We start from the raw sequence: 12917 nt of genomic DNA on the forward strand, positions 1-12917 counted from the left end.
AACTAACAAATATTCAAAACCGATTTACAGTATTTTTTTGTCAAAATAGTTGTAAACAACAACTAATAAAATTACAAAACATTAAAAGAAGAGTATTAAAAACCATAGCAATGAGAAAAACAATTTTAGCATTTTTGATTACCGTATTAGTCACTGTATCGGTTTCGGCACAGTTACCGGAACAAATAAAGGAAGGACTAAAGAACTTAACTGTAAAAGTGGATAAGTTAACAGATGCTTCTACAATACAAAAAGAGATCCTGTCTTTTATCAGCGCAGCTCCGAATGAAGATCTAAAGAAGAAAGCCCTTGTATTTATTCAGGAGAACAGCAAATCTGCTCATACAAAAGAAGTCCTGGCCAGGCTTTTAAAGGGAAGTGATTCGGTAGTCACCAATAAAAACTATATAGTTCTGAAAAATGCAAACATTATCGATGCGATTTCCGATACAAGTAAAAAAGGAAGCGTTTTTATCGAAGGCGATAAAATAACCGCTATTGATTATACGAATAGCATGCAAATCCCTGAGGTAGCAGCTATTTACGACTTGGAAGGGAAGTATATAATCCCCGGTTTAATTGATGCCCACGTCCATATTACACATGGCACCTTAAAAGATGCTCAGGAACATTTACAAACAGCATTAAAAAAAGGTGTAACCGGAGTAAGAGATATGGGAGGTGACGGAAGAATGTTAACCCTCCTTAAAAAGAATACAATGATAGGAGAAGATGTGGGGCCGGATGTATTCTTTTCAACGATCATCGCAGGACCGGAATTCTTTGAAAACGACCCAAGACCAAAAGAAGTTGCCAAAGGTGCAACAGCGGGAAAAGTGCCCTGGCAGACTGCGATTACCCATGATTCGGATTTACGACAGGTTGTGGCAGAAGCAAAAGGTTTGGGAGCAACAGCTATAAAAGTGTACCTGAATGTTGATAAAGACCTCTTTAGAAAGGTAGCTGCAGAAGCAAAACGTCAGAGATTAAAAGTTTGGTCTCATGCTGTCGTACCACCTACAAAAGCGATAGATATTACCAACGGAGGTTCGGAAGTAATGTCGCATGCAGCTTCTATGGTGCAATACGAATTTATAAAAGGGGATCTAAAAAGCAGACACGCATTTAAATCGCAGGAAGAGTTAAAAGCTTACAGACAGAAGAGTCAAAACCTGAACTGGGATAAAAACTCGGCTGAAGTAAAACGTCTTTTTAATGCTATGAAAGCCAATAACAGTATTTTAGATGCTACGATGTTTGTTTATACCCTGGGCCTGGAGCCATCTGAAAACGGAAAAAAAGTAGATTCCACTCGCTATAAAATAGGGGTAAAAGCAGTTAAGATAGCATATGATATGGGGGTAAAGATTGGTGCAGGATCAGACCATATGATCTCTAAGGATAATATCATAAATATTCACAGAGAAATAGAATTATTAACCCTGGCAGGTCTATCAAACATAGATGCTATAAAAGCAGCTACAATCATTAATGCCGAAGGCCTGGGCGAAGAAAAGAACATTGGTACAATAGAAAAAGGGAAATTAGCAAACCTGGTAGTATTAAATACAAATCCTTTGGAAAACATAGAAAGCACCAAAGACATAAAATTCGTGATCAAACGAGGGAAAATTGTTGAATAGCAGGTTTTTTATAATAGTCTGACAAACAAAAACATCAAAATGAGAACAAAGATTTTATTTTTTTCCTTTCTGGTAATAACCCTTTTTAATTTAAACGGGCAGGAATCATCGAATAGTAATCCGGCAGGGACGGATAACAAAGATATTTCCAAACTAAATGAAGGGCCGTATATTTTTATTGAAAAGGACAAACTGATTGAGAAGGGGATCGTAAACGGAAAGGTTTACAGCAAGGAATTACCCTTAGACTCTTATAAAACCGATTTTACTCCTGAAAAGAGCGAATATAAGGGAGTAGAAAAAGTTGCTGTACTAAGTGATATCCACGGGCAATACGACCTGACCATCGAATTATTTAAGAATAATGGCATCATCGACGCTGAATTAAACTGGAACTTCGGAAACGGGCACCTGGTAATTGTAGGCGATATCTTTGACAGAGGCCCGAAGGTAAATGAAATGCTATGGTTCCTTTATAAACTTGAAAAACAGGCAGAAAAGGAGAATGGTAAAGTTCATTTTTTACTGGGAAATCATGAATACATGGTCTTACTGGGTGATCTGAGATATCTTCATAAGAAATATGAAACCCTCTCAAAGCTCTTGAACATTAGTTATGACGAATTATACGGGCCTGAAACGGTTTTGGGGCGATGGATACGTTCCAGGGCAACGGTTATCAAAATAGGGAACGACACTTTTGTACACGGCGGTATTTCTTCTCAGTTTCTATCTCACGGCTATGATATTTCTGAGATCAATATGGTAATGAGAAATTCGATAGATAGGGAAACAAACCAATTACGAGCTTCGGATCTCTTTAAAATTTACTTCGGCAGAAGCGGCCCGATATGGTATAGGGGTTATTTTACGGATAACTTAGAAGACACAGAGATCTCCGGGATCTTAAACCGGATAAATTCAAAACATATTATAGTAGGGCATTGCTCTAATAAAGAAGTAGTTCAATTATACGATCACAAAATATATGGTGTGGATTCCAGTCTTAAGGGAGGAGAGTATGGGGAACTTCTGTTTATTATAAACCAAAAGGAATACTATCGCGCCACCTTAGATGGGAAAAAGATTCAATTTAAAAACAGTAAAAATTAATAATGGATAAAGAATGAAGTAGGAGAGTGGGGTTGTAGGGTTAAGCCTGCCTTTCGGCAGGCTTATTTATGGAGCAGACCTGAATTCTTTACTGAACCATATTGCGTTTTACAAATGCAATTACATCCCGCTCGTACTGTTTAAGTGCTTCGGGATCTGCTCCCTGATAAGCGGTAAATGAAATGCTATTGCCTCTCTTTACTGTAACTTTTTCTAAAGGGCCTTCAAATAACAGATGACCGGCATTTTCATAGAAAATAAATTTAACCGGATGCCCTTTTTCCTGTTGTGCGGTTACCCAATGTTCTATGGAGATAGGAGAAGACGGATAGGTCCTCTTCCATACATAATCTGTATCGGAAGTTCCCGCCCAGGTATCCAGTTTACCAAAGGGAATGATAGTAGGAATACTAAGATCGCCAAGCTTATAGCCGGTAGCAGCCGGAGCTTCGGAGATAATACCCCTGATATTTTTATATTTTAATTCGCTTCCCGCATAAAGAATGATCCGTCCGCCGTTAGAGCCCCCGTAAAGGAAAATATTCCGGCTATCCCAAAGATCACTCTTTGCTGCATATTCAACTGCTCCTTTAAAAACACCCCAAATGAGATTTTGCTTCCCTGAGTTGGTAACCCTTCTGGTAACGAATTTCCAATCCATGTTATTCATTTCGTAGGCATCAAAGGAGATGGTAGCAAAACCATTTCGCCTGAACATCTCTATCCGGGCACGGTCGTCTTCGCGATAACCGGCACCTCCATGAGCATATACTATAACAGGGACTTTTTGCCCGTTGGGAGGAGTCCAGATCTCAACGGATTCGTGATGGGGATCGAAAATTGCAAAAGGTCCGACGGTGGTGTACCGCCCTCTGGAACCGACCTCCTTAAGTTCTGCTGTTTGGGATATTACTTCAGATCCGGATGTTTGAAGGATCATAAGAAGAATAAAAAGTAACTTTTTCATTTTGTTTGATTTTTTCGGTAGTACCCTAAAGACGGATCCTGCAAAAAAGTGTGGCAAAACGATTGAAGTACTTTCAATTAAAAACGACAGCCAACGCCAAACATAAAACTGTTGATACTAAAGCTTAGATCTTCTTCAAAGAAGGGATCCGGTTCATCTTTTGCCCTGTTGCCAAGTTCAACGGCATATCGTGTGTTCAGGAATATTTTGTCCGATAGATCGTAGTTAAGTCCGAAACCTATGTCCAGACCGAACTCATGTATCTCATCGAAGGGATCGTCCAGGAGAATTGTTATTTGAGGCCCTACCAGGACCCCGAGCTTTTTGTCGACTTGAAGTTGAAGGTATAACGGGATGTGTAGAAAATCTGTTTCAATATAATTGGCATATAATAACTGAGGAGCCAGCCCCCATTTTGCGCCGAACTCAAAATTCATTGCAGCTCCGATAAAGAACCCGGGCTGGCTGTCACCTTCTATATCACTGGATTTTGAGTTTATATCTATCAGGCTATAACCCAGGGTAAGGCCGAATTGTGGTTCTTTATCCTGGGCATTTAAGGTTCCGATCAACATGATTCCGGATAACAAGCATATTTTTGAGTTGATAATGGTTCTGCCGGCAAATGACAGCATTGATTTGTTTGATCTCATTTTATTGTTTTTTAAAGTTATTTTCCGATATAAAACCCATGCAAAAACAAGCTCATTTTCTTCAAGTTAAATAGCTTTTTTTGATTAAAAAAATAAGGCGTTATAGGCCGGAATGACCAGTGTTTTTAGCAGTTTTCATGGTATTTTGCCCTTTGGAAAATTCAATAAAAGAAGGGTAGAGGGAGTTGTTTTATAAAAGCAGGAAAGGAAGGAAAGGATACTATAAAAGCTCTGGAATTTCCGGAGCTTTTTTTATGGGTTAAAAAGGAGAGGGGATAAATATTTATTTTACAGCTTTAACCGTATACCCTTCCTTTCGCAATAGATTGATCACTCCATTTTTCCCGGGTAAATGTCCGGCACCTACTCCAAAAAAACTGGGCTGCTCCATAGCGTAGTTTTTAATTTTAGGGATCCATTTTTTGTTTCGGTCATCAACCAAAATATGTAAATATTTATCAGATACTTCGCTTGGATAATCTTTTAGTAGATCGTGTAACTCGCTTATATTTTCGTTATTATAGAGATCAAGCATTTCATTGAACATTTTCTTATCTCTTTTGAGTGTATCAGATACTGAATTTAACAGATCGGTAACCTGTGCCTCATAGGGAATGTCATCAAAGATCTTAAATTGTTCTTCCAAAGTTTCCAGGCCTAAAACTTCTTCATTTTGTTCATATGCCAGTTTTATTAATTCAGACTCTAGGGATACTATAGGACAATCAAATAATTTGGTATAGGTAAGAACTATAATAAAATATGGTTTGATTGTATTCATTTCTTCTATGGGTAATGTCAATTCATTTTTTACAAAAGTTTCCAAAGCTTTGTATTCTTTGTCAGTTGTTAGATCCTGAATGGTAGTACCGTTTTTCATTTTAACTTGATTCCGCATATCGTCACTCGGTTCAAGATCGTCTATATCCAGCTCTAGTATTACAACAGAAGTTTTGTCCAGGGCCTTTATTACTTTATCGTCCAGGGACGCATCGCAAATGGCATGTATGGTTCCAAATAAATAGGAGGGTTCTTCTAAACCATTACCCGATATTTCCCATAGGAGTGAATTATCCAGGGGTTGTTCTTTCTTTGAGCAGGAGAATGTTAGCAAACACAAACTGATAATACCTAAAAACTTTTTCATCTTGAGATCTATTTTTCAGTATTAGTGTAGGGGTTCAGAAAAAAGTTACAAATATTGTAAAACTTTATGTTGCGAATATTTAACTGGAACCGTATAAACCGGCTGTAACATTGCTTAATAAATCACGTCCTTATTTTAAAAGCAATTGTATATATGGAGACAGTTAAACTATGGACCATCTTATTTCTTTGTATTGCCATTCAGGGCTTTTTTTTGAGTTTCCTGATCGCCACCCGTAAGAACAGGCCTCATAAAAGGGCTGATCTCTTTTTAAGTGCCTTTATCGGTTTGTTTTCTACGATAATGCTTTTTTGGGTGGGTCACTGGAACAAATTGTTTGATGCATATCATATACTTAGCTTTATCTACCGGCCGATCCCCTTATTAATTGGTCCTTTTTTATTCTATTACGTTAAAAGCTTTTTTGAAAAAACAGATAGGAGGGATCTGCTTCATCTTCTTCCGTTTATGATTGTTTCTGCTTACTTCCTGCCCGTTTATCTGAATTATAGTTATTCTCCGGACATTCATTCGCTTCTGTGGAAATGGGAAGCATTAGGCTCTTTTATTAATTCGGCCAATACCATTTCTATTCTGTTTTACAGTGTGTATTTGTATGCCTATTACCGGTCTAAAAACAAACTGCTTACCCGGGAGCTTAGAACAGCCAGATTAAAACTGTTAAGGCTTATCATCATATTCTTCGGGATCTTTTCGGTAATTGCTCTGGCTAATCTCTGGATCAGGATGACCCTGTCCAACCATCCGATAATTACAGATTTTATAATGTCTTTATTAATAAGCTTCTTTATCTACACTATCGGTTATTTAGGGTTTAACAACTCGGCTTTGATGCGTGTTTTTGATAAAGAGCTTCCGGCTATGTATTCGAGTTCTAAGCTTAAAGCCAATGATGCCGATCTGTTATTGTCGAAATTGATCGGGTATTTGGAACAGCAGCAACCGTATTTAAAGGAGGGGTATAAGATTAGCGAGCTCTCATCCGAGACCGATATTCCTTCTCACCATATATCGGAATTACTCAACAAATACCACCGTAAAAGTTTTTCGGATGTCATAAATGAGTACAGGATCAGGGAGGCCAAGAAACTGTTGTTATCCGATCATTATCGCAATACAAAGGTTTCTGCGGTTGGTTTTGACGTTGGCTTTAATTCCCCTTCCACCTTTTATTCCTGGTTTAAGAAAATTACGGGTACTTCTCCTGCCAGTTATCAGAAAGAAGGGTTAGGGTAATTGATCTTCAGCTACTAACTTTTTATAGGTTATCTCCTCACGAAAGTATTTTCCGGTTTTATACTTCCTGAATTATTATATAAGATAATTCCCGGAACTTAACTCTTTAGATTTGGATCATTAACTAAAGATGTTACCTATGAAAAAACTATTCTTTTTACTTTTTGTTTTCTCTTTAAACCTGATATCGGCCCAGTCGGACAGCAATCAGTTGTCAACACAACAATGGACAGAAGACCTGGACTATCTGGTAAATATTATAAAAACAAGGCACCTTAAGCCGTATACCACGGTTTCCGAGCAGACACTGGACAGTTTAAAAAACGATATAAAGCAAAATATAGAAACTTATTCCGAAGAAAAGATCATAAGCGAATTTTCAAAGCTCACCGCCCTGCTAAAATGGGGACATACCCGGCTTAGCCTGCCGGTTAATAATGATCATTTGGGCTTGTACCTGGGGCACAGGAGGGAAGAAAAACCGAACGAAGCTGTTTCTATGTTTTCTGTATTACCCTTGCGCTTCGTAAAATTTTCGGATGGGGTTTATGTGGAAAGCACAACGACAAACAATGCCCGTTTACTGGGGAAAAAGCTAACCCATATTAACGGTCATCCGGTTGATGAAGTCCTAAAGCGACTCTCCCTATATATTTCCCATGAAAATACATCTGCTTTGGACCTCTTATCGGCTTCCTACCTGTCGATCGTAGAATTGCTATATGCTGAAGGCCTGATACAATCCAAATCCAGTGTCCGCCTGACATTCGACTCAGGTGAAGAAGTAACCTTAAAACCTATTAAATACAATGATAACAGTGTCTGGGTTGATTATTTAACCCACAACAGGATCACAAAACCCTTATGGCTTAAAAACACCGATAATGGTATTTGGAAGGTGGTAACCAACGATAAATTTTATACGGAAGAAGATCAATACTATTGGTACGATTTCAATCCGGAAAACAAGTTCTTTTATATTAAAATAAATTACCTTTTTCATCATCCCGACAAAAGCATCGCCGTGTTTATGAATGAAGCCATGAAGGTTGCTGCTGAAAAGGATGCAGAAAAGATCATCCTCGACTTGCGGCATAACCGTGGTGGTTCCGGAGATGTGAACAGGGCCGTTAGACTGGCGCTGCAGCGATGGCCTAAAATATCCACTTTCGGAAATGTATTTGTTATTGTGGGGCGTCACTCGTATTCTGCAGCTATTTTACTGGCCCTGGACATGGAAAGGAATTTTAATGTCATTTTTCTTGGAGAGGAAATGGGAGGGAGGCCCGGACACATCGGGGATTCCCAGAGATATCGCTTACCCCACAGCGGACTTACGCTAAGAATTTCGGTTAAGGAACACCACGACTGGACCGGATTGCCCGATCGCTCCTCTACCTGGCTGCATTACAAAACTCCCATGTCTTTTAAAGATTATAAGCAGGGGATAGACAGGGCGATGGATTTTGCAGTGAATTACCGCTTTAAGGATGTAAAGACAGAGATCATCAACATCTATAAAAATACCGATATCAATGTAGCCCTGTTGGTCTTTTATCATTTACTGACCGATCCGGCTTCCGCTGTTGAAGATCACTCAGAGGTAGCTTATTCCCTGGCAAAATACCTGTATAAAGAAGAGGATAACAGCCGGTTTGCCCTGGCGCTTTTACAGTATAATCTGGAGTACTATCCGAAGCATGTTCCGTCCTTGTTGCAGTTGGCCGAGATACAGCTGGCATCAGAAAATACAAAGGAAGGAAAAGAGACCCTACATAAAATTTTGGCTATAGAACCCGGCAATGCAGCTGCAAAAGCAATGCTTAAATCGGTTCCGGAATAGGGGTTTGCTGCTGATGACGACTGGTAAACAACAAATTAAAACCTAAAAGTTATAAAAAGATAAGCGGTTTATTTGTAATAGTTCTAAATAATAGTAATTTTGCGCCGTGATTACATTTACATTATCCTCAAATAAGTACCAGTTGAATTTCCATGGAAAGGAAATGCTTCTGAGTTTTTGCGAATTACTGGCATTCAGAAATACTATAAATGCTATAGATATTGATTCTCATTTTTACAATGATCATAGTGGCATTGAAATAGTTCCTCTATGTAATTTAAAAGAGATCCTGATTCTTGAAACGACAGATGTTATAGAATTAAAAAAGATCATCCATGCCATTTTTACTCCAAAAGAAGTAGAGGTACTTAACTAAGTACTTAGAATAGCTAATCTGCATTTATTTAGACCAATCCTAAAATACTCTTTACCAGCATTTTATACTCGTGTTTTTCGTAACTTTAAAGTTCCTCCCTTTTTAAGTAATGATTAATTAATAATACGAGTTATGGAAAATCTAGTAAGAGAAAATTTATCTATAAATATTAAGATTATCGACCTCTTAAATGAGCAGATAAAAATGGAAGCCAAAGCATCGTCTATGTATCTGGCAATGGCTTCATGGTGTGAGCAACACGGATATGACCATAGTGCTAAACTTTTCTATGATCAGTCCGCCGAAGAGCGCGAGCATATGCTTAAGATATTTAAGTTTATTAACGATAATGGCGGGATGGCATATGCACCGGAAGTACCAAAAGTCAGCCATGAGTACGAATCTATTTTAGATCTTTATAAAACAGCTTTGCATGAAGAGATCCAGGTGAGTAAATCTATTCAGAGTATCTTTTTAACATGCAGAAAAGAAAAAGATGTGGCATCAGAACTTTTCCTCCAGTGGTTTGTTAATGAGCAATTGGAAGAGGAGCAAAAAATGAGGCATGCTGTGAAGATCTATGAGCTTCATGGAGACGATGTTGAAAATCTTTATGCTTTAGATAAGCGTATATCCAGAGGCTAAACATTTTTTAAATACCACCTTTATTTTATCTGATAATAAGCAAACAACATGCTGTTTGTAGTTTGCTATGGGATAGTATTTGTTTTGTTATAGGCTTTTTTAGCTGAGTAGGTGAGTATGTGGAGGGATTCGTTTAACTTTATGAACTCTTGTAGCAGCTATTTTGAGTAATGCAAAAGCAGAAATAAAAGATTATTGTGATCATTAGAACTTATGGATCCAAAAAATACTATATCTAAAGCGTTACCGTTCGGCAGAATTCTCCGGTTTGCCTTTGGTGTATTTTTTGTTACTGAAGTCTGGCCCGTATATATGGATGTTACTATGGATGGAGCATTAATTCGATTAGGTTGGGCATTGGGCCTGATGATCATCTACCTTTTATTGCACTTATTTATTTTAAAGTTCACTCCTCATTTCAATAGCGTTATAGGTGCCATACTGGCCTTTGGACCTTTGCTAGCTGTTTTCTTTATCGGATATGGCGGTCCCGCAGCTACCGGAGCTTTAACCTATCTGGCTGCTGCGTTACTTATTGCAGCAATACGCGGAGACAGGGGCTGCGAAGTAATGTCTGTCCCTGCATTATTTACCGGAAAACATACACATCTGGCCTGTTTACTGTTTTCACCAATTGATTGGTGCGAAAGCAAGCTTAAATAAAAATCACGAGTATAAAACCATTTATAGGAGCCGGGTATTTTAAAATATCAAGAGAATTTTACAGGGAATTGGGTTTCAGAGAAGTTATAGTTGATGAAAATCTTTCATTTTTTGGTACAGATCGACAACAGGGCTTCTATTTGCAGAGATATTTTGTCAAAGAATGGGTTGAAAATTCTATGCTTATCCTGTCTATAGATGATATTGATAAATGTTGGAAAAATATAATCGCAAAGGATTTAGAACGTAAATATGAAGGTGTAAAATTAATTCCAATAAGAGATTTTGAATGGGGACGGGAATGTTTTGTTCACGACCCATCAGGAGTATTATTACATTTTTGCGAGTTTAAAAAGTAGATCTTTGTTTGTCGGTGTCAGTTTTATCTTTCTGCATATCGCTTCAGCGGACAGGTAGCCTTTATTGTCCCGGGCGCTTAGCTTAATAAACAACCAATTACAGCAATCCCTGATCCTCCAATGACTTTTTTAGTTCTGCCTGGTTTTCCCAAAAGCGGTCTTTGATCTTTTGAACGACCTTGTCATACTCAGGATGCTTTTTCAAAGGCTCAACAAGCGGATCCTTTTCCAGGAATAACAAGAACCAGTACTGATAGTTATTTTGCGCTGCAAAGATCTTGAGTTGCTCAATAGCCTGATCGATCTTTCCTTCGTATGCGTACTTCATAGCTATACTGGCCGGCTTGTAGATAGACTGATCCTTTTCGCAATACTCGGCATACGACTTAAAAAATCCTGCGGCCTCTTCATCCAGCCCCATTTTTTCATAGACCACCCCGATCTTTATATCTTCCTGCGGAAACAGATTCAGAGCATTATTCTTTCTGGCTTCTGCAAATCTTTTATAGTAGATAAAAGCATTGTCATAGTCCTCCTGGTAATAATTCAGTTTTGCAACTTCCTGCAGGATATCCAGGCGGGTGCTGTCCTTTTGCAGCTCCTTTATTAACAGCTGTTTGGTTTGCTCCAAATCTTTGTCTCTGGCATAGAGGATATACGCTTTTACATAGGGTGCAAAATAATTATTTTCATCATAATCCAGGGACTTATCAATATATTCAAGTGCCTCTTCGGTAAAACCGGTTTGGATAAGTGCATTGCCCAGATTCAGGTAAATATAGCTTTTGGTCACCGAGTCATTTGCGGCAATATCGAGTTGTATCCCCATTAATGCATATTTCAGGTATTTGGCCGTATTAGGAAGGGAATTGGCATATAAACTGGACAGTACCTGAACCACTGCATTCGAATTCGGATTGTATTCCAGGGCTTTCTCCAGATGGGGCAGTGCCAGTCGATACTCTCCGGTATGCATATAGTACAGGGCTTTGGAAATAAGGCTGATATCGGATTTGGAATCATAGAGCAGGGCCTTGTCTGCATAATTATTGATCACATCTGTGTATTGCTTTTGTTTCTGATGTAAATCGAGAAAGTAGTACGATATAGCTAAATTGGCATGCGCCAGGGCAAACTGAGAATCCTCTTCGATGGCCTTTTCAAACAGGGGAATAGCCGTATTCAGGCCTTCCTGGGTCCTGGAATAAAAAGGATCGAGGGCCTGAAGGTAATAATCATAAGCTAACAGGTTTTCGGTAGGTTTCTTTTCAATTTGCTCTAATTCTGCAGGCGTAACCGTAGCCTCGATGGCATTTGCAATTTTTCGGGCAACTTCATTCTGCAAAGCAAATATATCTACCACTTTATGGCTATACTGTTCAACCCAAATAGGTTTGTCTGTGGATGCTTCTATTAACTGGATATTGAGCAAAACCTGGTCATCCACTCGCTGGCCGCTACCTTCTACCAGGTAATTAACATTGAGTTCTTTGGCTATCTCCGGAATGCCTTTCTCGGTATTCCTGTATTTCTCTACCGAAGTCCTGCTGATCACCCTCAGATCTTCAATCTTTTGAAGATTATTAAGTGCCGATTCCATCAATCCGTTTACAAAATAGAGGTTAGAAGAATCGCTGCTTTCATTCTTAAAGGGCAGGACGGCAATGGATTTTTCAATTTCAACCTGGCTTACTTCAGAAGAAGCAGGTGTATTTTTAAAGTAGAAGAGGAACGCAACAAGTGCGATGAGAGCTGTAACTCCAATAATTTTCCATTGATATTGCTCCCTAAAAGAAGGTTGAACACTTTCCGTAGCTATTGTTTCTTTCCCGGCTTCCGTTTCTTTTCCAACTTCTCCCGGGGGATATCCGTAATGTTCCCTAAAGCATTTAATAAAGTAGGAAGTACTCCCGAAGCCTACCTGATAAGAGATCTCAGAAACGGTTAATGAGGTTTGCTGAAGCATGTCCATTCCTTTTTGAAGGCGAACCTGACGGATAAACTGACTCGCAGAAAGCTGAGTGTGCTTTTTGATCTTCCTGAGCAGGCTGGAGCGACTCATATTCATGACTTCTGCCAGCTCGGAAACCCCAAATTGCTCATTGGAGATATTCTCCATAATGGCGGCCTCTGCCTGTTTAATAAAATCTCCCTGGATCGGTTTGTCGGACATGCTGTTTTGTGTTAGGTCGAAATTAGAAAATTTTACGGAAATACCTACTATGAAATTGTTCGCATCCGCGGAAAAAAA

At 38.8% G+C, this 12917-nt stretch carries 12 protein-coding genes; 8 read left to right on the forward strand and 4 right to left on the reverse strand.

Annotated features, from left to right (window positions below; translation table 11 throughout):
• Window positions 1-110 precede the first annotated feature (110 nt).
• Both GWK08_RS08520 and GWK08_RS08525 read left to right on the forward strand, forming a co-directional pair.
• A complete protein-coding gene (locus GWK08_RS08520) occupies window positions 111-1643 on the forward strand; it encodes an amidohydrolase family protein (protein ID WP_163606516.1) in 1533 nt (510 codons plus the stop codon).
• Between the two features lie 39 nt (window positions 1644-1682).
• Window positions 1683-2756 (forward strand): metallophosphoesterase, encoded by a 1074-nt coding sequence (locus tag GWK08_RS08525; RefSeq protein ID WP_163606517.1) that lies wholly within the window; start codon window positions 1683-1685, stop codon window positions 2754-2756.
• 88 nt (window positions 2757-2844) lie between these two features.
• On the opposite strand, the gene GWK08_RS08530 is transcribed toward GWK08_RS08525, so the two are convergent.
• The 3 genes from GWK08_RS08530 to GWK08_RS08540 all read right to left on the reverse strand — a co-directional run bounded on the left by GWK08_RS08530 (window position 2845) and on the right by GWK08_RS08540 (window position 5523).
• On the reverse strand, window positions 2845-3723 hold the full coding sequence (locus tag GWK08_RS08530; RefSeq protein WP_163606518.1) for an alpha/beta hydrolase family protein: 879 nt from the start codon (window positions 3721-3723) through the stop codon (window positions 2845-2847).
• A 77-nt stretch (window positions 3724-3800) separates the two neighbouring features.
• Window positions 3801-4376: a porin family protein gene (locus tag GWK08_RS08535; protein ID WP_163606519.1), complete on the reverse strand. Its 576-nt coding sequence runs from the start codon at window positions 4374-4376 to the stop codon at window positions 3801-3803.
• A gap of 283 nt (window positions 4377-4659) precedes the next feature.
• Complete coding sequence (locus GWK08_RS08540; RefSeq protein WP_163606520.1) at window positions 4660-5523, reverse strand: TraB/GumN family protein; 864 nt, start codon at window positions 5521-5523, stop codon at window positions 4660-4662.
• Between the two features lie 153 nt (window positions 5524-5676).
• Here GWK08_RS08540 and GWK08_RS08545 point away from each other — a divergent pair, with 153 nt between their 5' ends.
• The 6 genes from GWK08_RS08545 to GWK08_RS08570 all read left to right on the forward strand — a co-directional run bounded on the left by GWK08_RS08545 (window position 5677) and on the right by GWK08_RS08570 (window position 10666).
• Complete coding sequence (locus GWK08_RS08545) at window positions 5677-6780, forward strand: helix-turn-helix domain-containing protein (RefSeq protein WP_163606521.1); 1104 nt, start codon at window positions 5677-5679, stop codon at window positions 6778-6780.
• A 139-nt stretch (window positions 6781-6919) separates the two neighbouring features.
• Window positions 6920-8623 (forward strand): tetratricopeptide repeat protein, encoded by a 1704-nt coding sequence (locus tag GWK08_RS08550; RefSeq protein ID WP_163606522.1) that lies wholly within the window; start codon window positions 6920-6922, stop codon window positions 8621-8623.
• Window positions 8624-8765: 142 nt separating this feature from the next.
• Complete coding sequence (locus GWK08_RS08555) at window positions 8766-8999, forward strand: hypothetical protein (protein ID WP_163606523.1); 234 nt, start codon at window positions 8766-8768, stop codon at window positions 8997-8999.
• A gap of 132 nt (window positions 9000-9131) precedes the next feature.
• Complete coding sequence (locus GWK08_RS08560; RefSeq protein ID WP_163606524.1) at window positions 9132-9644, forward strand: ferritin; 513 nt, start codon at window positions 9132-9134, stop codon at window positions 9642-9644.
• Between the two features lie 213 nt (window positions 9645-9857).
• The gene (locus GWK08_RS08565; RefSeq protein ID WP_163606525.1) at window positions 9858-10307 is read left to right on the forward strand and encodes a hypothetical protein; all 450 of its coding nucleotides are present in this window, start codon (window positions 9858-9860) and stop codon (window positions 10305-10307) included.
• 68 nt (window positions 10308-10375) lie between these two features.
• Window positions 10376-10666 carry a VOC family protein gene (locus tag GWK08_RS08570; RefSeq protein ID WP_204336034.1) on the forward strand — a complete coding sequence of 97 codons (291 nt, stop codon included), beginning with the start codon at window positions 10376-10378 and terminating at the stop codon, window positions 10664-10666.
• A gap of 97 nt (window positions 10667-10763) precedes the next feature.
• On the opposite strand, the gene GWK08_RS08575 is transcribed toward GWK08_RS08570, so the two are convergent.
• Window positions 10764-12839 carry a helix-turn-helix domain-containing protein gene (locus tag GWK08_RS08575; protein ID WP_163606526.1) on the reverse strand — a complete coding sequence of 692 codons (2076 nt, stop codon included), beginning with the start codon at window positions 12837-12839 and terminating at the stop codon, window positions 10764-10766.
• Window positions 12840-12917 lie beyond the last annotated feature (78 nt).

It is taken from the genome of Leptobacterium flavescens (assembly GCF_010671605.1).
Classification (GTDB): Bacteria; Bacteroidota; Bacteroidia; order Flavobacteriales; family Flavobacteriaceae; genus Leptobacterium; species Leptobacterium flavescens.

What these genes read in the sequence shown, in the direction of transcription:
- GWK08_RS08535 (WP_163606519.1), bottom strand. Translation starts at nt 4,376, where the DNA reads ATGAGATCAAACAAATCAATGCTGTCATTTGCCGGCAGAACCATTATC.
- GWK08_RS08550 (WP_163606522.1), top strand. Translation starts at nt 6,920, where the DNA reads ATGAAAAAACTATTCTTTTTACTTTTTGTTTTCTCTTTAAACCTGATA.
- GWK08_RS08525 (WP_163606517.1), top strand. Translation starts at nt 1,683, where the DNA reads ATGAGAACAAAGATTTTATTTTTTTCCTTTCTGGTAATAACCCTTTTT.
- GWK08_RS08545 (WP_163606521.1), top strand. Translation starts at nt 5,677, where the DNA reads ATGGAGACAGTTAAACTATGGACCATCTTATTTCTTTGTATTGCCATT.
- GWK08_RS08560 (WP_163606524.1), top strand. Translation starts at nt 9,132, where the DNA reads ATGGAAAATCTAGTAAGAGAAAATTTATCTATAAATATTAAGATTATC.
- GWK08_RS08540 (WP_163606520.1), bottom strand. Translation starts at nt 5,523, where the DNA reads ATGAAAAAGTTTTTAGGTATTATCAGTTTGTGTTTGCTAACATTCTCC.
- GWK08_RS08520 (WP_163606516.1), top strand. Translation starts at nt 111, where the DNA reads ATGAGAAAAACAATTTTAGCATTTTTGATTACCGTATTAGTCACTGTA.
- GWK08_RS08575 (WP_163606526.1), bottom strand. Translation starts at nt 12,839, where the DNA reads ATGTCCGACAAACCGATCCAGGGAGATTTTATTAAACAGGCAGAGGCC.
- GWK08_RS08565 (WP_163606525.1), top strand. Translation starts at nt 9,858, where the DNA reads ATGGATCCAAAAAATACTATATCTAAAGCGTTACCGTTCGGCAGAATT.
- GWK08_RS08530 (WP_163606518.1), bottom strand. Translation starts at nt 3,723, where the DNA reads ATGAAAAAGTTACTTTTTATTCTTCTTATGATCCTTCAAACATCCGGA.